The organism is Parabacteroides sp. AF17-3, from assembly GCF_003635445.1.
Lineage (GTDB): Bacteria > Bacteroidota > Bacteroidia > Bacteroidales > Tannerellaceae > Parabacteroides > Parabacteroides goldsteinii.
The window spans coordinates 230,124-249,942 of sequence record NZ_QTMM01000013.1 but is presented as its reverse complement, the minus strand read 5'-3'; the positions used below and the strand labels follow the sequence as shown (position 1 = coordinate 249,942).

Sequence of the window (19,819 nt, the reverse complement as noted above, 5' to 3'; positions counted from 1 at the left end):
TAATACTTGTACTACTTGTTGATATGTAAATCTTTCAAAGAACTCTTGTTGTTACACTCGCTTTATTTTAGCGAACGTGGATGCAAAGATAAGAACTTTTATTCCATACTTCCAAATGTTTTAGGAAGTTTTTTCTAAAAGTTTTTTTCATCATGTTTTGCAGTGCCGTTCTCTCTCGAATGCGGATGCAAAAGTAGTGCTTTACAACATACGCTCCAAACTTTTATGGGATTATTTTTTCAACTAAATCGTTACCGACAGACTATAATTCTGAACGACTGACAATTACAAAAGAAAAAAAATCTAACAGAGTCTCACCATGCAACTATCCTTAAAATTCAGACGTTATTACCTAACTAAGATCTTTTCAAGGACCTTCCCTATACATTATAATATGGGAATAACGAATTGCAACAACAAAGCCATTTTCTTTTTTGTTTTACTAAAAAACAAAGAGATTATTTTATGACAATAAAAAAAGTAGAAAGTATCATAGCTCCGCCTGCTCCGCATATGGTTGGAGACGGATTCAGAGTTCATAATTTCATACCGCATTTGGAAGAACTAAGCAGGGAACGTATGAATCCTTTCATCCTGTTAGATTATAATGCAAAAATGGAGTTCTCTCCACGTAAAGAGCCGAGAGGAGTCGGAGTACACCCTCACCGCGGGTTTGAGACCGTCACAATCGTATATAAAGGAAAAGTAGCCCATCACGACAGCAGAGGCAACAGCGGCGTGATCGGACCGGGCGATATCCAATGGATGACAGCCGCATCCGGAGTACTTCATAAGGAATATCACGAAGAAAGTTTCAGCCGGAAAGGAGGCGAATTCCACATTGTACAATTATGGATCAATCTTCCCGCCAGGGATAAGAAAGCCGATCCTAAATATCAATCTATCGAAAACAGCCAGATACCTAAAGTCGAATTACCCGATAACACAGGTATGGTGGAAGTTATTGCAGGCAGATATCAGAATACAAACGGAATAGCATCCACTTTTACCCCGATGCATCTGTTCAATGCTAAACTAAACAAAGGTGGAAATGCTGAATTTTCATTTCCGGCAGACTACAATACTGCTATTTTAGTCGTTGAAGGTTCCGTAAAAATCAATAATAATGAATTGGTTCCAACCGACTATTTTGCTTTATTTGAAACTAAAGGAGAAACGTTCACCATCCACGCTGTAAACAAAGCTACTGTTCTTATAATGAGTGGTGAACCGATCAAAGAACCTATTGCAGCATATGGTCCGTTCGTTATGAATAACGTGGCAGAATTAAAACAAGCTTACATTGATTTGGGAGCCGGCAAGTTCGGCAAACTGGACGATTAAACGACAATAATCCTAACGTAAAAGCATTATCAGTTTTGAAACCATAAATATCATATTTATAAGTTTCAGAAACTGGTAATGCTTTACTTTTGACGCCCTATTACAATACATAACAAAAGAAAAACGATCATGAACACGAACAGAATCGTATTGAATGAAACATCTTACTTTGGTCCGGGATCAAGGAGTGTTATCCCTGAAGAAGTAAAAAGGAGAAACCTTAAAAAAGCATTTATCGTAACAGACAATGATCTTGTAAAATTTGGAGTAGTAAAACAGGTTACCGACATATTGGAACAGGCGGCTATCCCCTACACCACTTTTGCAGAAGTAAAACAAAACCCAACTGTTACAAATGTAAAAGCCGGCGTAAAAGCATATGCAGCATCTGCTGCCGATTTCATCATAGCCATAGGAGGCGGTTCCCCGACAGATACGGCAAAAGCAATAGGGATTATTACTAATAACCCTGAATTCTCAAATGTCGTTTCACTGGAAGGTGTAGCCAATACCAAAAACAAATCCGTTCCTATTATAGCTTTGCCAACTACGGCAGGAACAGCAGCAGAAGTAACTATCAACTATGTGATTACCGACGAAGAGAATGTCAAGAAAATGGTCTGTGTAGACCCGAATGATATTCCAGTCCTGGCAATCGTCGATGCAGAGCTGATGAGTTCCATGCCCAAATCGCTCACTGCTGCGACCGGTATGGATGCGCTCACCCATGCTATCGAAGGTTATATAACCAAAGGTTCCTGGGAAATGTCAGATATGTTTGAACTGAAAGCCATTGAAATGATTGCCCGCCATCTTCCCGCAGCCGTTGCCAACGGCCATGATCTTGAAGCGCGTAATGGTATGGCAGTAGCTCAATATATTGCAGGTATGGGATTCAGTAACGTCGGATTAGGAGCCGTACACGGAATGGCTCATCCCCTGGGAGCTTTCTATAACATACCTCATGGAGTTGCCAATGCTTTGTTACTTCCTTATGTGATGGAATATAATATGCCTTCTTCCATTCAGAAATATAAGAAAATAGCACAAGCAATGGGATGCAACATACAAGGAATGAACGATGAAACGGCAGCTATCGCAGCAGTAGAATCCGTCAAACAACTATCCCTGAAAATCGGCATTCCACAGAAACTAAGCGAGATTGGAGTAAAGGAAGAAGATCTGGAGCAACTGGCCCAATCAGCTTATGCAGATGTATGTACTCCCGGCAATCCGAGAGACGTTACCGTCGAAGATCTTCTTGCTCTCTACCGGAAAGCCTACATCTAACATAATAGAAAAAATAATAAATTACCATTCCAATTTAGTTTAGTATGAACAAACACACGGCAGTATTGTTTGAACAGTACGAACGAGCATTATACTAAACTAAATTTTACAATTATGGCAAAAGAAAGTGTTAAGATTCTACAGAAAAAACTAGACGTAGAAAGTTTGTTATCACAGCTTAACGCTGCATTATCAGAAGAATGGTTAGCATACTATCAATATTGGGTAGGCGCTTTGGTTGCAGAAGGTGCTATGCGTGCAAACGTACAGGCTGAATTTGAAGAACATGCCAACGAAGAGTTAGGCCATGCCAAACTATTGGCCGACCGTATCATCGAACTGGAAGGTGTTCCCGTTCTCGATCCGAAACAATGGTTCGAACTGGCCAGATGCAAATATGACGTACCAAATGACTTCGATGTTGTCAGCCTGCTGAACCAGAATGTCGCTTCAGAACGTTGCGCCATTGTCAGATACCAGCAAATTGCCGAATTTACAGATGGCAAAGACTTTACTACCTGCGAAATAGCCAAACATATCCTGGCTATGGAAGAAGAACATGAACAGGATTTGCAGGATTATCTGACTGATATTGCCAGAATGAAAAGTTCTTTCCTGAATAAGTAATACCTGGTCCGGTATAGATTACTTAAAAAAATAAACCCACTCTTTTCTTAGAAAATTGTGGGTTTATTCGATTCCAGCCGGATAAAATAAAGATTTGCCATATTAATATATTTCTGATAATCAAACAGAAGTATATCCAATGAGTTCCATCTCTGCTCGATACTTGCCATCTTTATAGCCGGAGTTTCCGAAACAACTCTGCTTTCTGCCTGTAAAGGAGTAGGAGCAGCTACAGTAGGTCCGACTGGTTCTTCCGGTTCAGATGGTTCTTCTCCCTCACCTTCACTTTCTTCACAAAAATAAATATGATCAAGATAAAGCGTCCGTCCTCCGGGAGCACAGGATAAATTAATCCGGTTAATCTTCCCTTCTGTTTTAATAAGAAGTCCGGCCAAATCTATATCAAGGGCATTCCATGTATGAGGTTTTAAATCATAACTATATTCTTGTTCTACAGTATCATTACCAACCGTTATTTTCAGACTCATTCCACTTCCGGGAAATACATTCAGACAAAGACGACCTTTATCGTTCAACTGGACAGATGTTCCCAAAGTGATATTCTGCTTATCGAAATTCTCCAGTTTTAAACTTTATTCCCTTTCACATCTTCCTCTTCCCCTTTTATGGTTAAGTCCATTTCCGGGTCGGTTTGTGGCACTGTTCTAAAATTCAGTTACGAAGATAATTAAAAGCTGACCGAAGTCGGTATATCAGTCTGACGGATTAATTTCTTTTAATCCTTATTAAGGATATTGGCTGGCAAAACTGTTTCCGATTGGATGCTTTATTGCCCCATCTGCCGCAAAAGCTGCATGTTACAAATCGTTATCACTTTCCTGTCTATAGAAATAATTCCTTCCTGCTCCATCTCTGCCAATGCACGTGCCAACGAAGGACGGGTCACACCAAATGAATCGGCTATCTCCTGCTGAGTATCGGTCAGATGAATCACCGTAGACCACGCGTCCGGCAGTTTATGAAGCAAATAATCCGCTATCTTATTCTTTATATTCTTCAAAGACAAGAACATAATCTTGTCACTCAGGAAATGGCTCCTGCCGGATATCAGCATCAGGAAGTTTTGAAGAAGCTGCCTGTTCTGCTGCATCCACACGGTAAAATCATCCCGATGGATAAATAAAATCTCTGACGGCTCCATGGCGATGATATTTACCGGCAAATTGTTTTTTGGGGCATATAAAAAAGCGGGGGCTAACAACTGAGCCGCTTCCAATTCTTCAATAACAACGAGTTTACCCGCATCATTCACCATCTGTCCCTGCAAAAGTCCGTTCAACACGATCATCAGATAATTGCATGGCGTTCCCTGCAAAGCTATAATGTCCTTTGGGCGGTAAGATGCGACCCGGTAAGCCGTTGTCTCCAACAAACCGGAAATGTCTGATTCCGGGATATTCCGGAATAATATGGATTTAGAAAGAATTGCTATCATGTTCATTTATATATACAGACTTATTCAATTATATATACAGGCAAATATAGGAAAAGATACGGAAGAAACCTTATTCTCCTGCTGATGTAAGTTGTTGCCGACGCTGTCGGCAAAATAATCGACGACGTCGGCAAAGCTTTCGACAGTGTCGGCAATATTGTCGAGGACGTCGGCAACAACTTACATCAGCAGATAAATAAAATGACATAGGAACCGACACATGTTTCCCCCGTATCCAAATGAAAGTATGACCGCGTTTATCAAAGAAATATCCGCGTTTGTAACATTTGGTACAATATAAGAGACCGGCCTGTCCTACTTTTGTTTCGGAATAATATAAACCAATAAATTATAGAATAGTATGGATGCAAAAATGTTTTGTTTTCAGTGTCAGGAAGCTGCGAAAGGTACCGGTTGTACTATCAAGGGTGTCTGCGGGAAGGATGATGAAACGGCCAACCGGATGGACCTGCTTTTATTTGTCACCAAAGGTGTTTCCGTTGTGGCTACCCTGTTACGGAATGCCGGAGTAGAAGTTCCCGCGCATATCAACCGTTTCGTTGTCGATGCGCTCTTTTCTACTATAACAAATGCGAACTTCGATATAGAGAGTATTACCGGCCGAATTGTCAATGGCTTGAAGTTTAGGGAGCAGCTAAAAGAAGAGGCGACCGGATACGGCATCGAACTGCCGGTCATCGATGAACTGGTCTGGAAAGGCAACGAAAGTACTTTCGAAGGAAAAGCCCTTACGGTCGGTGTGTTGCGTGAAGCCAATCCCGATATCCGTTCCCTGAAAGAACTCATCATCTACGGCTTAAAGGGAATGGCAGCTTATGTCGAACATGCCGGCAATCTGGGATTCGAGGAAAAGGATTTACATGCTTTCATACAGCATGCCCTTGCCGAAACTCTGCGGAAAGACCTTTCGGCCGAACAATTGACGGCACTCGTTTTGGAAACCGGCAGTTACGGTGTAAAAGCAATGGCATTACTCGACAAGGCCAATACCAGCAGTTACGGTAATCCGGAGATCACACAGGTAAACATCGGTGTACGCAACAATCCGGCCATTCTGATTAGCGGCCATGACCTGAAAGATATGGAAGAGCTGCTTGCACAAACGGAAGGAACCGGAGTCGATGTATATACGCATAGCGAAATGCTTCCGGCCAACTATTACCCAGCCTTCAAGAAATACAAACATTTTGTCGGTAACTACGGAAATGCCTGGTGGAAACAACGGGAAGAGTTCGAGAGCTTCAACGGACCCATCCTGTTCACGACCAACTGTATCGTTCCGCCACTGGAAGGAGCTTCTTATAAAGACCGTGTGTATACAACCAACTCGACAGGCTTTCCGGGATGGAAACATATTCCGTCAAGGGAAGACGGCAGGACGAAAGACTTCTCGGAAATCATAGCCCATGCCAAACGATGTGACGCGCCCAAAGAAATCGAGCACGGACAGATCACCGGAGGATTTGCCCATAACCAGGTTATGGCGTTGGCCGATAAGGTAATCGACGCCGTTAAGAGCGGTGCCATCCGTAAATTCGTCGTGATGGCCGGCTGCGACGGACGAATGAAAAGCCGCAATTACTATACGGAGTTCGCCAGCGAACTGCCTTCCGACTGCGTAATCCTGACGGCCGGCTGTGCCAAATACCGTTACAATAAGCTGCCACTCGGCGACATCGGCGGCATTCCCCGCGTGCTGGATGCCGGACAATGCAATGACAGTTATTCATTAGCCGTCATCGCCATGAAGTTGCAGGAGGCTTTCGGACTGGAAGATATCAACGAGCTGCCGATTGTATATAATATTGCGTGGTATGAACAGAAGGCGGTTATCGTCCTGCTGGCGTTGCTGAGCCTGGGCGTTAAGAACATTCACCTGGGACCGACGTTGCCGGCATTTCTTTCACCGAACGTGGCGAAGGTACTGGTTGAAAACTTCGGCATCGGAACCATCAACACCGTAGATGAAGATATAGAAAAGCTAATTCTTGCCTGATATTTTAACTAAACTTTGTATATTCGCAACCAAATGCAATCATTTATGGTTATAACATAAAAAAGGCGAATATGTATGGGAAAGTTTTTACAAGAATTTAAACAGTTTGCCATGCGCGGCAACGTCGTTGACATGGCTGTCGGTATCATCATTGGTGGTGCTTTCGGAAAAATCGTATCTTCGGTCGTTGGAGATATTATCATGCCTGCCGTAGGGTTACTGGTGGGTGGAGTCAACTTTACCGATTTAAAAATCGTGCTGAAACAGGCGGTTATGGAAGGCGATAAAGTCATTACGCCTGCCGTCACAATCAATTACGGGAATTTTATACAGGTGACTTTCGACTTTATCATTATTGCGTTTGCTATCTTTATGATGGTAAAGGGGATGAATGCCCTGAATAAAAAGAAAACGGAAGAAGCGCCTGCCGCCCCTCCCGCTCCGCCAGCCGATGTTCAGTTGCTGACTGAAATACGTGACTTACTGAAAGAAAAGAAATAAAGAAAAACCTTATCCGTAAGGTTTCCTGAACAACAAGGAAGCGTGTCAAAACAGAGGTCAGCCTCTTTTTGGCACGCTTCTGTTTTCAGGCACCAATCGCTTCCGTCTCATCCGGTTTCGGGAACAGGCGGGAGCTCAGTGCCTGCAATGCACGCGTTTTATCGGCGGACTTCATCACCAGGGAGACGTTGCTGCTGCTTCCCCCGTAAGAAATCATCCGCACGGGGATATCTTTCAATGCATCTATGATTCTTGCCTCGAAGCCGACATTCTGCCATTCAAGGTCGCCGACCACGCAGACGATTACCATATCCTTTTCGACACTGATCGTTGCATATTTCTCCAGGCTGCCCACTATTTCCTGCAAATGTTCGGGATTGTCGGTCGTCACGGAGATGCCTATGTCGGAAGTCGTCACCATATCGACGGCCGTTTTGTAGCGGGCGAATGTATCGAACACCGTGCTCAGGAACTTATGAGGCGGCAGGATATTCAACGACTTCATTTTGATGAAGACGATATTGTCTTTCGCTGCTACCGCCTTGATCCTGCCCTTCTCCGCTGTATTCGAGATTAATGTTCCGGGAGCATCGGGTTGCAGGGAGTTCAGCAGGCGGACCGGGATATTGCTTTCCTTTGCCGGGCGGATGCAAAAAGGATGGAGTATCTTCGCTCCGAAATAAGCCAGCTTCGCCGCCTCTTCAAAGTTAAGCTGACGGACAGGAGCGGTATGGTTTACCACGCGCGGGTCGTTGTTATGCATACCGTCGATGTCCGTCCATATCTGTATTTCACTGGCATGGACGGCCGCTCCGATCAGGGAGGCACTGTAATCGCTTCCCCCGCGTTGCAGGTTATCCGTCTCGCCATATGCGTTCCGGCAGATGAAACCCTGAGTAATAAAGATATCCGTGTCCGGGAAGCGGGACAGCAGTGTTCCGAGATGCTCTTCGATGTAGGACATATCCGGCTCACCGTCGGCATTTATCCGCATAAAATCGAGAGCCGGAAGCAATGCCGACTTCATTCCCTGCTCTTGCAGGTAAAGATGCATCATGCCGGTGGAAATCAATTCACCCTGCGCCAGCACCACCTTTTCATCGAAGACGGTAAAAGGAGTACCGGCAAACGCCCATATTTCATTGAAACGTTCCGTTACCAGTTCCAGCGCCTTTTCCTTATAGGCGACAGAGGTATATAAATCCTCGATATGACCGGCATAAGCCTGTTCAAGGCGGGTAATGATTTTATTTGCCTCATCGACCTCCTTGCGATAGAAGCAACGGGTGATGTCGACCAGCGAATTAGTTGTTCCGGCCATCGCCGATAAGACGACAATTTTAGGTTCACCGCCGGATATGATAGATACGACGTTCTTCATCCGTCGGGCCGAGCCGACAGATGTACCGCCAAATTTTAATACTTTCATGATTGTTTACTGTGTTTTCTTACTTATTATCAGACATTAAATGAAACGATAAAGGTACTGCCCTTTCCTATTTCGCTTTCCACGCGGATGGTTCCGCCATGAGCTTCGACGAAGTCCTTGCTGATAGCCAGTCCGAGGCCGCTACCCTGCACTTTCGTACCGGGAACGCGGAAGTAACGGTCGAAGATACTCTGGTGGTAACGCGGGTCGATGCCCTTGCCGAAATCGCGGACGAATATCTCCACGACTTTGCCTTCCTGGCGGGCACCGATGATGATGCGGCCGTTCTCCGGCGTGTAGTGGATGGCGTTCGACAAAAGATTTGTCAAGACCCAGGCTATCTTTTCGCTGTCGACAAAGAGTTTGGAGATTTTCTCCGGATACTCGACCTCTATATGGCAGCCGAAACGCTCCGCCTGCACACGGTTCGCCTTGATGGCATAGTCTATCAGTTCGATTGGCTTGGTGATTTTCGGGTTCAGTTGCAGTTTTCCGGTTTCCACCTGCGTCATTTTGAGCAGTTCGCCGGTTATTTCGAGCAGGCGGTCGCTGCTTTCCTTAATGCTTTCGGCAAGCGCCTTCTGTTCGTTGTTCATATCGCCTACCCGCTGGTCTTCCAGGAGTTTGAGGCTCATCATGATGGCTGAAATAGGTGTTTTCAGTTCATGAGAGATGGTCGAGATGAAGGTCGTCTTTGCCGAATCCAGTTCCTTGAACTCGGTGATGTTTTTCAGGAGGATAACGTCGCCGACGTATTGGCTGACGTCTTTCTGCCCGTCCGTCAAATGGATGGGAATGTATTGTACCTTGAAATAACTTTCTTTGTTATCAGCATAAATTTTGAGAGGCTCCTTCTTTTCGTCGGGTTGCACCAGTTCGCGCACGAGGCGTCGCAGGAGATCGTTTTTCAGCGCCAGTTCGGCGGCTGACTTGCCGATGACATTTTCACGTTTCAGATTGAGGATTGTCAGGGCGACATCGTTGGCGAAAAGTATTTTACGGTTCCCGTCCAGTCCGATGATCGGCTCGGTGATGCTGTTGACGATGGCTTCGATGTATTTTTTCCCCTGGATAATATCCGCCAGCGTACTTTTACGGTATTCGGTCAGCCGTTCCGCCATCCGGTTGAAGGAGTTGGCGACGGCGGCGAACTCTTCATATTTCCCGAGGTCGAGGCGCTTCTCATAATTATGGTTGGCAATCTCCATGATACCGTCCGTCAGCTTGTGGATCGGCGTGTTGATGGACCGGGGGAGGCGGATCAGGAAGGCAAAGGCTATCAGGATGCAGGTGATGCCGAGGATGCAAATCCACAATAAGGCTTCATGTGCCGTATGCTCCGCCACCTGGCTTTTCCGGTAGATGGAAGCCATGTTCAGGCTCATCACCTCGTTCAACGCCATGCGGACACGTTGGATGGAGGCGTCGTTCATATCCTTTTTCATGGATTCGTATTGCGTGATCAGATGGGTGGTCGCGGCATTCTCGTCCACTTCCGTTATATTCTCCTTTTGCAGGTTCAGGTTCTTTTCGAACTCGGTACGCGCCACCGGGTCGGTCTTGATACGTTCGAGGGCATCCAGCATACGGCGCGAATACAGGAGCGTATTGTAATTATCCGCCAGGATATTCTGCGTATCCGCCGACATGCGGTAGATATTCTTTACCGAAAGACCGCCCAGCAGGACAATCATTGCAAACAGCAGACCTATACCATAGGTGAGCTTCGTTTTAATCTTCAGACTAACAGACTGTAACATATTATGCCAATATTATCAGGTCAATATTCATTTGCGACAAGCTATTCAGCAATTTCCGGTATTGGAAACAGGCACGGAACACGGAAACAAGCGTAAAGGCAGGCTTCCCGATACAGACGGTCGAAATCTGCTTTTCGCGGCATACTTCGATAATGCTGTCGGGAATACTTCTGGACTGCACTTGTATGATTTCGCCTCCCAGTTCGGCCGCCAGCTTGAAATGATTCGACAGGTAACGCTGGTTTGCCAACGGGATGCGGTCGATACTTTCGCGGGGCGTCTGCACGTAGAGAACAAAGAACTTCGTGTTGTAGCGGGTAGCCAGCCGGGCAGCCTTGCGGATGACCTTTCGCGGCGTCTTCTCCTGACTGCTGATACAAGCCAGGAATTTTTCATGCCGGACACCTGTATTGACGGGGACCGCGCTCTCCACCTTCTTCTCGACACGTAACGCAACCTCCTTCAAGGCAAGTTCACGCAACTGGAGAATATTTTCGGACTTGAAGAAGTTGTTCAGCGCCGTCTGAATCTTTTCCGGCTTGTATATTTTTCCGGCTGTCAGGCGTTTCACCAATTCGTCGGCTGTCAGGTCGATATTCACCACCTCGTCCGCCTGTTCCAGGACACTGTCGGGGATGCGTTCCTTTATCTCGATGCCGGTGATATCCTGCACGTCCTCGTTCAACCCTTCCAGATGCTGGATATTGACGGCGGTGATGACGCTGATACCTGCCTCCAAAATGTCCGAAACGTCCTGCCAGCGCTTTTCGTTCTTGCTACCTTCGATGTTGGTGTGCGCCAGCTCGTCTACTATCACGACCTCCGGATGGATATTCAGGATAGCCTGCAAATCCATCTCCTCCACTTCTTTCCCCTTATAAAATGACCGGCGACGCGGTATCAAAGGTAAACCTTCGACCAACGCCTCCGTTTCAACCCTGCCGTGTGTTTCCACGTAACCTACCTGCACGTCGATACCGCTCCGAAGCAATTCGTGTGCCTCCTGCAACATACGGTAGGTTTTCCCCACACCGGCAATCATGCCGATGTATATCTTGAAATTTCCGCGGCGGGATTTTTTCAGCAAATCTAAAAAGTGTTGTACGCTCTGTTCTCTGTCCATGAGTTGCTTGTTTCAGATTACCACGGTCTTAGTGAAATGCCAAAGACCAGATGTGCATCTTCCATACGGGGATTCCAAATAGCCTGCGCAAATATAGGCAAAGAGAATGAATCGCTGAACTTTATAGCGGTACTTCCTTTCAGCGCGACGTTGGTAACAGCAAATCCGTCGTTGGTCTTCGCCCCCGTATAAACTCCGTAAGAGGTATAGGGAAGGAAACCGCAGGTGGCGGTCATGTCGACCATTTTCACACGGAACGGATAGTTGAGTTCGACGTAGGAAGAATAGTTCTGATTGTCGTCCTCGTCCTTGTCCTGTCCGGCAAACATCGTATACCAGGCAACGGAGAGGGGAAATTTCTCCACGGGAAGCGTATAAGCCAGTCCGGCCTCGAAATGATGGGCGGTTTCATGGCTTTTGAAGTTGAAGTATTTGTTCGCTCCCTGTCCCGCCCACCACAGGTCGGCGATGGAGAGGGTAAGTCCGGAGTTGCCGAAGGTATAGGCGGCCGTCAGGTCGATTTCCTTGTTGGCGGCACCTTCCGAAGATTTATAACCGTCGAAATCGGTCGATCCCCACGCTGTCAGAGAGAAGCCGGCGACGCTAAAAGCGAGGGTCGGCTGGAAACTTGCTCCCGTTTGATAGAACCCTCTCCAAAGATACGAACTCAGAAGGTCCCCTTGCACGGTAAATGTGGCTCCGCTATCGTCTTTTTGAGCCATGACGCATGTAAAAGAGGTAAAAAACAGTAACAGAAACGCCGTTACTATGCGTTTTATAGATATATTCATTGTTTTATGCATTTTTACCAGGGTATTCATCATTCGATATATTTATTTTGAGGCTACGCCGCCGATTTAACCCATAAATAGTTGTTTTTATGCGTTTTTACCTAGGTATTTGCCCATAAATACGTTTATCTGATGATTTTTACCCTGCGTTTGGTATTTCGATACGATTGTTATTTATTTTTTTCGGCCTTTTCCAAAGCGATATTCAATTTCAGGACATTAACCTTCTCCGGGCCGAACAAACCTAATAAGGGTCCTTCGGTATTAGCACTCACCAGGGCCATGACGCTTTCGGGCGAGAGGCCGCGCGCCTGTGCGACACGTTGTACCTGTGCATAGGCGGCTTTCGGGGAGATATCGGGGTCGAGTCCGGAAGCGCTGGCGGTGACCATTTCGGCGGGCACTTCCTCACGTGTCAGATAAGGATGATGAATGAGGAAAGTGTCGATGCGGGCTTTGACTTCCGAAAGGTATTCTTCGTTGGAAGGGCCTTTGTTACTTCCGGCGGAAGAAGAAGCATCGTAGCCATCGCCCGCACAAGAGGGGCGTCCCCAGAAATAGATGTCCTCCGTGAAGTTCTGGCCTACGTTTGCGGCTCCCACGACTTTGCCATTGAGTTCAAGAACTTCGGCGTTACCTTTATTCGGACCTGCTATCTGTGCAAAAATCCATAAGACGAAGATGTAGCAGATACTAAACAACAGACTGAATGCTATTGTCAGTTTAAATGATTTGAAAAGAGTTGATATCATACTTGTTTGTTCTTTATTTTATTATTAATGATTACATAAACATGCTTACCACCAAATCGATCAGCTTGATGCCGACGAACGGAGCAATTATCCCTCCTACCCCATAGATGAGCAGGTTGCGGCGAAGCAGGGCGGAAGCCCCGATCGGTTTGTAAGCGACACCGCGCAATGCCAACGGAATCAAAGCCGGGATGATGAGCGCATTGAAAATAACTGCACTGAGTATCGCGCTTTGCGGACTATGCAGGTGCATGATATTCAATGCTGCCAACTGCGGGATAGCGACCATGAACAAAGCCGGCACAATGGCAAAATACTTGGCAACATCGTTCGCGATGCTGAATGTGGTCAGCGTTCCGCGCGTCATCAGTAACTGTTTGCCGATTTCAACGATTTCGATGAGCTTGGTCGGGTCGTTGTCGAGGTCCACCATATTTCCGGCCTCCTTGGCTGCCTGCGTACCGCTGTTCATGGCGACACCGACGTTTGCCTGGACCAGTGCGGGAGCGTCGTTCGTTCCGTCACCCATCATGGCGACCAGTTTTCCGGCTTCCTGCTCCTTCTTGATATAGTTCATTTTATCTTCCGGCTTGGCTTCGGCAATGTAATCGTCTACGCCAGCCTTTTCAGCGATATATTTTGCAGTCAGCGGGTTATCGCCTGTCACCATAACGGTCTTGACACCCATCTTGCGGAGGCGTTCGAAACGTTCCTGTATTCCCGGCTTGATAATATCCTGCAACTCAATCACACCGATAATAAAATCATCCTGCGAAACGACCAGCGGCGTCCCTCCGTTGCTGGTAATCTTTTCCACCAGTTCGGCTACTTCCTCCGGATATTTATTTCCGGCAGCCTCGCTCATCCGGCGGATGGCATCGAAAGCTCCTTTGCGGATACGTGTTCCGTCTTTCAGGTCGACGCCTGAACATTTCGTTTCCGCCGTAAATTTAATCATGCGGGAACCCGACGTACTCAGGTCGCGGATGCGGACACCCTTTTCGCGTCCCAGTTCCACGATAGACTTGCCCTCAGGCGTTTCGTCGGATAAGGATGCCATCAGGCAAGCCTGAACAAATGCCTGTTCGTCAATCCATTTTACAGGATAGAACTGAGTTGCCTTACGGTTGCCAATCGTGATCGTTCCTGTTTTATCGAGTAGCAGTGTGTCGATATCGCCCGCCGTCTCCACAGCCTTACCGGATTTGGTAATTACATTTGCACGCAAGGCACGGTCCATGCCCGCGATGCCGATAGCAGAAAGCAGTCCACCGATCGTCGTCGGAATCAGGCAGACGAACAAGGAGATAAAGGCAGCAATCGTAATCTGCGTATTCGAATAATCAGCCATCGGCTTCAACGTCCCGCAGACAACCACGAACACCAACGTAAAACCTGCCAGCAGGATGGTCAACGCAATCTCATTGGGTGTTTTCTGGCGGGAAGCGCCCTCAACCAGGGCGATCATCTTATCAAGGAAACTTTCGCCCGGCTGCGTAGTCACTTTCACACGTATCTGGTCGGACAAAACTTTCGTACCGCCCGTTACCGAACTTTTATCGCCGCCTGCCTCGCGGATGACCGGCGCCGATTCGCCTGTGATGGCACTTTCGTCGATAGAGGCGAGTCCTTCGATAATCTCACCGTCGGAAGGGATGGTATCGCCTGCCTCGCAGATAAAAATATCGCCTTTCTTCAGTTGCGAACTGCTGACTGTCGTGATACAGCCATTCGCACCGATTAGTTTGGCAGGTGTCTCCTCACGGGTTTTCCGTAAGCTGTCTGCCTGCGCTTTGCCGCGTGCTTCGGCTATTGCCTCGGCAAAATTGGCAAAGAGCAAGGTGACAAATAGCACAATGAAAACCAACATATTGTATCCGAACGAACCCTGCGCGTGATCGCCCGTCGCAGCGGACCAGATGGTGACAAAGAGCATTACGAACGTGACAACCTCCACGATAAACATGATTGGATTCCTGAACATCGTCTTCGGGTTCAGCTTCACGAACGATTGCTTCAAACTTTCTATAACAAGCTCCCTGGGAAACAGGGAAGCGGCTTTATTATTTTTCATATAACTTATTCTTTTTATGTTTCGATATAAATTGTATATCTATTGACAGAGTTAATTTCATATACCGGAAAATATCAGCTAGATGCTTATAGTGCCGGGAGTAACTTCTCCCCTCTCGAGAGGGGGTAGGGGGTGTGTTAACACATATCAATAAAGCAGACTTAAAATGCATTAACATGGAAATAGTTTAATTTATACTGAGGGTAGCATGATAAAGCCGGTTTACAGGCTGAGATATGACACACCCCCTGCCCCCTCTCAAGAGGGGAAAAAGTTACAATCAGTTTTTACTAATAAACATTCATCATTTAATAAACTGTGATACGTATTAATTCAATCAATCGTTATTAATATATCGAGAAATATTCCGCTATCGGCCCCAGCGTCAACGCAGGGAAGAAAGACAGGGCGGCAACGATAAAGATTACGCTGAACGTCATCACGGCAAATGTGGCCGTATCTGTCTTCAATGTCCCTGCACTTTCCGGGATATATTTCTTTTGTGCCAGCAGTCCCGCAATGGCAACCTGCCCGACGATAGGGAGATAACGGCTGATAATCAGTGCCAGACCAGTCGTGAAGTTCCAGAAATAGGTATTATCGCCCAGTCCTTCAAATCCCGACCCGTTGTTTGCCGAAGCCGACGTATATTCGTAAAGCATCTCGCTGAACCCGTGGAAGCCCGGATTATTCAGCCACCCTCCTTCCGCCTCCACAAAGGCCGGATTATATACCCAATAATAGCATGCCACCGCCGTGCCGATCAGGATAACGAACGGATGAGCCAGCGCCACAATCGTCGCAATCTTCATCTCGCGTGCCTCCACTTTCTTTCCCAGGAACTCAGGCGTGCGCCCGACCATCAACCCGCTGATAAAGACGGCGATAATCAGGAAAGCGTAATAGTTCATGAATCCCACGCCTACACCGCCGAACCAGGTATTAATCTGCATATTCAACATCTCCATCATCCCCGACAGTGGCATCGTGCTATCATGCATGCCATTCACGGAACCGTTGGAAGTCACCGTCGTCGTGCAACTCCACAAAGCGGTGGCAGCCGGACCGAGGCGGGTTTCCTTTCCTTCCATGGCACCGGCCTGCTGGTCGATTCCCATCGCCGAGATCATCGGGTTCCCTTTCGTTTCATAGTATGTATTGATGCCGACACTCACGAGGTAGGCAAACAGCATCACTCCGAATATCGAATAGGCGAGTTTCTTCCGTTTCAGATAGAATCCCAATGCAAACACCATCGCCATCGGCAGGATAAGGATGGACCAGCATTCCACCATATTCGTCAGGTAAGTCGGGTTTTCCAACGGATGCGAAGAGTTAACCCCGTAGTAACCACCGCCATTCGTTCCCAATTGTTTGATCGGGATGATTGCGGCAGCCGGACCTTGCGAAACAAGTTGTTCCTGTCCTTCCAGCGTCGTCAGTTTCATCTTGCCGTCGAATCCCATCGGCGTACCTTCTATAATCAGGATAAAACCAACCACCAGCGCCAACGGCAGCAGGATACGTGTACTACTCTTCATCAGCAGATTCCAGAAGTTACCGATCGTATGGGTCGATTTCGATGCCATCGCCTTGAAAACTCCCGCCAGGGCCGCCATACCCGTTGCCGCCGTAATAAACTGGAAGAGCATGATGACAAACAACTGTGTAAAATAAGTCAACCCGCTCTCGCCGCTGTAATGCTGCAAGTTACAGTTCACCATGAAACTGATACAGGTATTAAACGACAGGTGCGACGACTGGCTCGCATTGCCGTCGGGGTTCAACGGCAGGTACTGCTGGAAATACAGCAGGAACATTCCCCAGAAAAACCAAAACAGGTTAATGGTCAGCAATGCTTTGAGGAAGCTCTTCCAACTCATTTCCACGTTCGGGTCGATGCCGCACAGTTTAAAAATCCATCTTTCCACCGGGGCGATGAAGTCCAGGCAGGTCTTCTCCCCTTTATAAACTTTTGCAATGTACTTCCCCAGCGGGTAGGCCAGCACGACCATGAGTACTATTTGCGCGATGCTACCTAATAATTCCGTATTCATCTTTTTACCATCATTATTTGTTTAAAACTTTTCGGGCTTAATCAACACATACATCAGATACCCGAAGATAACCAGGCAGAGTATAAACAGTGCTACGAACATATCTCTCCTCCTTCCTTTAAATCTTTTCGAACCAATCTACACACTTGAAAAAAAACCAGTAGCAAAGGCTACCTACCGCACATAAAAAAATAAATGATACAATTTCATTCTCTAACATAGCTTTGTCTTTTAATCGTTTATACAAATCATTTTGCCCTTCTATATGCCAAAGCCGTGCCAAAGCGGAGACAACAACATGTTAAAACCTGTATCACAAATACTTATCAGAAAAACGCAGCATAACGTCGGAAGAGGCAACCCTTCCATTTTGAAAAGGTCGTCCTGTCAAAACGGTAAAGTATACTAAAACGGAAAGATGAAAAAGAGAGTGAGAGAATAAAAATAAAGCCCCGGCTTGTATAGGGCCCGGGGCTTTAATAAAAGTAAAGGTAGCCTATATCTCACGACATATCTGGCTACAGCAGGTCTCACGACCTAATAACTTAAAATCAAAAAAAAATATTATTCGGTAAATTGGTAAGGTACGGTGAACCAGAAACAGGTACCTCTGTCTATTTCCGAATCCACCCATATCCTACCACCTAGCTTATGAACAATCATTTCACATATACTCAGGCCTAAACCGCTTCCCTGAATAAATGTATTCAGCTTTGTGAAACGATGGAATATATCTTTCACCTTATTTTTAGGAATGCCGATACCCGTATCCCTGACAAAAAACTTCAACAGGCTCTCCCTTTGGTTATATTCATAACCAACCGTTATAGTTCCCTTCTCCGTAAACTTCATGGAGTTGTTCATCAGATTGGTCAGCACCTGCATCAAACGGTGTTTGGCAATGACAGCATAACATTCCATCAAACCTTTGCTGGAGATAATCTGCACATCCTTATTTCTGTTCGTCATCCGGGCAGACGTCGCAATCTCGTCGATAATATGGTTTATACAAGTCCTCGATTCGTTAAAGTCGAGCGTTTCCGCATCAATCATTGCCAGGTCGAAAATATCATTAATCAGTTTCAGCAGCAGCGCGTTGTTACTTTCGATAATCCCGATATACTCCCTCTTTTCTTCTTCCGTCTCAACGTTAATCAACAAATTGGAAAAACCGATGATCGCATTCAGCGGCGTCCGTATCTCATGGCTCATATTCGCCAGGAAGGCGGATTTCAACCGGTTGGCCTCTTCGGCGGCAGTGAGAGCATCACGTAGGCTCTGTTCCAGCAATTTTTGTTCCGTGATAGGCATGAAAATACCGTCGAGGGCAATAACATTCCCTTTGCTGTCGTACTCGACCTCAACCAGCATCTCTTCCCATGAGACTTCCTTGTCGTTATATATATTCAGATCGCTCAACTGGTATTCGAGATGTCCCCTGCATATCTCTCCACTGATTAATTGCCTGAACAACTCCCTCGCCTGCTCACGGAAATCGGTATGCACCAGCATCAAAGCCGTTTCCAGCGGGACTTTTTTATCTTCAACCAGCCTCCGGTGTGTCTTTCCGGTCAACGAATCATATTCGGCCACCATCTTTTTTACGGAGAATATATCATTCTTTATATCATAATACCAGCAGACCATATTGGCAGCCTCTATCGCTATCGACAGTTTATAATTCACCAGTTCGAGATTTTCGCGGTAATTTTTCAGCTTCGTCACATCGACAAAGAACACATCCACTACATCTTCTTCTTCCGATAGACGGATTATAACTGTATAATAAGATCCGTTTATCAAATATTCACCCCTATGCGTTTCTTTCGTAATCAATATTTCTTGAGAAATATCCAGAAACCGCTCCATTGATCCCAATGAAGTCTGTTCCAGTTGTTCTCTATTTTTATGCAGGATATCTATTTTCGGCAGTACCTTTTCATTAAAAGCTTTATTAACATCGAGCACCAAAAGGTCGGGCGCCTCCCTGTCGCTCCGGATTTTACACCGCAAATATGGGATAGGCATGTTGTCGAATAAATCACGATATTTAAGAAGCAATTTATATTCGCGGGTCCGCATCTTCGATTTTATATGCCTGATATAGATGATTGTAAGTAATGCAACAATGATGGAAGCAAGGAAATAGAGACTGAATATCAGCAGGTCATAATGTTCGATAAAATTCAATGGCTTTTCCAGCATGGAAGAATTTTCAGTATGAAACACATTCCCTCCTATTGCCGGAGAAATATTTATCGCAGAGATGCACCCTGCATATATCTTTCCGGTAAAATATTCCAGTAAAATAAATATACCGATGTTGCGCTTCATAATTTTATTTTAGACCCAGGTTATACCCTTTTAATAAATTCATTGTATTTTCTGTTTCATCTTATCCACATATGAAGAATAGTTGAAAAACATTGCTTTTATATTATCTGCAAAGTTATTGTAATAAATCTATTCTTCAAAGATAATTTGTAATTAAATCCATGAAAACCATTGATTTTTATTGACTATCACAAAAATAGCACATAAAAAACATAATATGGAATATCAAATTCGTATCAAAAATGCAGGCGGAAACCTCGCGGC

General features: G+C 45.9%; 16 protein-coding genes. 5 read left to right on the top strand and 11 right to left on the bottom strand.

Annotated features, from left to right (window positions below; genetic code table 11):
* Positions 1-465: 465 nt before the first annotated feature.
* The 3 genes from DWW91_RS18090 (at position 466) to DWW91_RS18080 (ending at position 3,261) form a co-directional block, all read left to right on the top strand.
* The gene (locus DWW91_RS18090) at positions 466-1,344 is read left to right on the top strand and encodes a pirin family protein (protein WP_016213103.1); all 879 of its coding nucleotides are present in this window, start codon (positions 466-468) and stop codon (positions 1,342-1,344) included.
* Between the two features lie 129 nt (positions 1,345-1,473).
* The gene (fucO, locus tag DWW91_RS18085) at positions 1,474-2,634 is read left to right on the top strand and encodes a lactaldehyde reductase (protein ID WP_122328504.1); all 1,161 of its coding nucleotides are present in this window, start codon (positions 1,474-1,476) and stop codon (positions 2,632-2,634) included.
* A gap of 114 nt (positions 2,635-2,748) precedes the next feature.
* Positions 2,749-3,261, top strand: a complete 513-nt coding sequence (locus DWW91_RS18080; protein WP_007659478.1) for a ferritin-like domain-containing protein — start codon at positions 2,749-2,751, stop codon at positions 3,259-3,261.
* A 47-nt stretch (positions 3,262-3,308) separates the two neighbouring features.
* On the opposite strand, the gene DWW91_RS18075 is transcribed toward DWW91_RS18080, so the two are convergent.
* Both DWW91_RS18075 and DWW91_RS18070 read right to left on the bottom strand, forming a co-directional pair.
* The gene (locus DWW91_RS18075) at positions 3,309-3,815 is read right to left on the bottom strand and encodes a 5'-nucleotidase (protein ID WP_233584516.1); all 507 of its coding nucleotides are present in this window, start codon (positions 3,813-3,815) and stop codon (positions 3,309-3,311) included.
* Positions 3,816-4,048: 233 nt separating this feature from the next.
* On the bottom strand, positions 4,049-4,717 hold the full coding sequence (locus DWW91_RS18070) for a Crp/Fnr family transcriptional regulator (RefSeq protein ID WP_044215266.1): 669 nt from the start codon (positions 4,715-4,717) through the stop codon (positions 4,049-4,051).
* A gap of 361 nt (positions 4,718-5,078) precedes the next feature.
* Here DWW91_RS18070 and hcp point away from each other — a divergent pair, with 361 nt between their 5' ends.
* Positions 5,079-6,734, top strand: a complete 1,656-nt coding sequence (gene hcp, locus DWW91_RS18065; RefSeq protein ID WP_122328503.1) for a hydroxylamine reductase — start codon at positions 5,079-5,081, stop codon at positions 6,732-6,734.
* A gap of 75 nt (positions 6,735-6,809) precedes the next feature.
* Entirely contained in the window at positions 6,810-7,235 is a 426-nt protein-coding gene (mscL, locus tag DWW91_RS18060) for a large-conductance mechanosensitive channel protein MscL (RefSeq protein ID WP_007659472.1), read from the top strand.
* Between the two features lie 85 nt (positions 7,236-7,320).
* Here mscL and DWW91_RS18055 read toward each other — a convergent pair whose 3' ends face one another.
* The 9 genes from DWW91_RS18055 to DWW91_RS18015 form a co-directional block, all read right to left on the bottom strand.
* The gene (locus tag DWW91_RS18055; protein ID WP_122328502.1) at positions 7,321-8,664 is read right to left on the bottom strand and encodes an aspartate kinase; all 1,344 of its coding nucleotides are present in this window, start codon (positions 8,662-8,664) and stop codon (positions 7,321-7,323) included.
* Between the two features lie 29 nt (positions 8,665-8,693).
* Positions 8,694-10,424 carry an ATP-binding protein gene (locus tag DWW91_RS18050; RefSeq protein WP_122328501.1) on the bottom strand — a complete coding sequence of 577 codons (1,731 nt, stop codon included), beginning with the start codon at positions 10,422-10,424 and terminating at the stop codon, positions 8,694-8,696.
* 1 nt (position 10,425) lies between these two features.
* Positions 10,426-11,547 (bottom strand): sensor protein KdpD, encoded by a 1,122-nt coding sequence (locus DWW91_RS18045; protein WP_122328500.1) that lies wholly within the window; start codon positions 11,545-11,547, stop codon positions 10,426-10,428.
* 17 nt (positions 11,548-11,564) lie between these two features.
* Positions 11,565-12,338: a TorF family putative porin gene (locus tag DWW91_RS18040; RefSeq protein ID WP_122328510.1), complete on the bottom strand. Its 774-nt coding sequence runs from the start codon at positions 12,336-12,338 to the stop codon at positions 11,565-11,567.
* A 170-nt stretch (positions 12,339-12,508) separates the two neighbouring features.
* Complete coding sequence (locus tag DWW91_RS18035) at positions 12,509-13,090, bottom strand: K(+)-transporting ATPase subunit C (protein WP_122328499.1); 582 nt, start codon at positions 13,088-13,090, stop codon at positions 12,509-12,511.
* Positions 13,091-13,121: 31 nt separating this feature from the next.
* The gene (gene kdpB / locus DWW91_RS18030; protein WP_122328498.1) at positions 13,122-15,164 is read right to left on the bottom strand and encodes a potassium-transporting ATPase subunit KdpB; all 2,043 of its coding nucleotides are present in this window, start codon (positions 15,162-15,164) and stop codon (positions 13,122-13,124) included.
* 347 nt (positions 15,165-15,511) lie between these two features.
* Positions 15,512-17,221 (bottom strand): potassium-transporting ATPase subunit KdpA, encoded by a 1,710-nt coding sequence (kdpA, locus tag DWW91_RS18025; RefSeq protein ID WP_122328497.1) that lies wholly within the window; start codon positions 17,219-17,221, stop codon positions 15,512-15,514.
* Between the two features lie 21 nt (positions 17,222-17,242).
* On the bottom strand, positions 17,243-17,323 hold the full coding sequence (locus DWW91_RS28420; RefSeq protein ID WP_081615916.1) for a potassium-transporting ATPase subunit F: 81 nt from the start codon (positions 17,321-17,323) through the stop codon (positions 17,243-17,245).
* A gap of 462 nt (positions 17,324-17,785) precedes the next feature.
* Complete coding sequence (locus DWW91_RS18015; RefSeq protein WP_122328496.1) at positions 17,786-19,555, bottom strand: ATP-binding protein; 1,770 nt, start codon at positions 19,553-19,555, stop codon at positions 17,786-17,788.
* Between the last annotated feature and the right edge of the window lie 264 nt (positions 19,556-19,819).